The sequence below is a fragment of the Acinetobacter guerrae genome, from assembly GCF_009372255.1.
Taxonomy (GTDB): Bacteria; Pseudomonadota; Gammaproteobacteria; order Pseudomonadales; family Moraxellaceae; genus Acinetobacter; species Acinetobacter guerrae.
This window is the reverse complement of sequence record NZ_LXGN01000025.1, coordinates 1-1,315: the sequence shown is the minus strand read 5'-3', so window position 1 is coordinate 1,315 and position 1,315 is coordinate 1. Positions and strand designations below refer to the sequence as shown.

The 1,315-nt window shown below is 41.6% G+C and carries 1 protein-coding gene; it reads right to left on the bottom strand.

Going from position 1 to position 1,315, the window contains the following annotated elements:
* Window positions 1-27: 27 nt before the first annotated feature.
* Window positions 28-1,241 (bottom strand): IS3 family transposase gene (locus tag A7A69_RS09490; protein ID WP_152877209.1). Its coding sequence is split into 2 segments (ribosomal slippage): window positions 28-914 and window positions 914-1,241, totalling 1,215 coding nucleotides; the frame shifts between segments, so codons are not numbered across the junction.
* Window positions 1,242-1,315 lie beyond the last annotated feature (74 nt).

The window sequence follows — 1,315 nt, the reverse complement described above, 5'->3', positions numbered from 1 at the left end:
TGTATTAGCCCCCATTAAAACGGACAGTTAACTCGCTAATTTTAGCGATCTGAATTCCTGTGGGGATTTCATTTTTAATCCACTATGTGGGTGATTGCAATTGTAATCATTCATCCATGCAGGTAAAGCATTCAATACAGTTTCAGCATCAGGAACATCATTCAAATAGACATAATCGCGTTTGAATGTCTTTACAAATGCCTCCGCCATTCCATTACTCTGTGGACTCCTAATAGGGGTAGTACAGATTTGGAATCCAAGTGTATGTGCAAATTGCCGTGTCGACTTTGCTATATAACAACTGCCATTATCTGTAAGCCATTCAATCGGATGAGGTAAATTACTCACGGCACCAAATCGTCTTTCCATACTCTGCACAAGTACATCGCAGACCATATCACTACTGATCCCCATCGTGGTGGCAGCATAACTAATGATTTCACGATCACAACAATCCAGACTGAAGATCACCCGTACCTTCTCTCCATTCCAGCATTTGATTTCAAACCCATCTGAACACCAACGACTGTTTGATACAGAGACTGCAACTTGGCCCTCATGTGTCCTATCATTTTTCAATTGCATGCCTCGTGTCAGAAGTAATTTGTTCTGCTTCATAATGCGGTAAATACGCTTAGGGTTAACCCGAGCAAGTTGCAGCATATGCCGTTGGAGATAACGATTTAAATGTGCAGTCACACGCCGATACCCATTACTTGGTCGTTCATCACAGATCTCTCGTATGATGGGTAATAGAAGTAAATCATCCATCTTACAATATCGTGAACGAGAAGCAGGTTGAGGCTGCTTAAGTCGCTGATAGAGATTGGATCTCGATACGCCTAAAACATGGGCTATTTGTTGTGTTGGATATCGTCGGGTGGTAATAAGGGTATATGCGATATGTACTTTTTTGCTTGAGCGATCTCTAGTGCATCTTTGAGAATTTCAGCTTCTACCGTTTTACGTCCCAGCATCTGCTCTAACTGTTTTACCTTTTTCAAAAGCGCATTATAGTCAGATGCACTCACCACTTGATCATTCGCTTCCACGGCAGTTACTCCACCATCTTGCATCAGTTTTTTCCATTTAAACAGTAAACCAGGGGCAATACCATACTGTCTGGCAACAGAAGAAACCGATGAGCCTGCTTGCATGGCTAAAGCAACAAATTGAGCTTTTTCTTGACCTGAATAACGTCGACGACGTTGTGTTGTTGTAATAACTTCAATATGTTCCATAAGGCACTCCTTAAACCTAGTTCTATGACTAGGTCTTAATTGAGAAGTGTCCGTTTTAATTCGGGGCTAATACA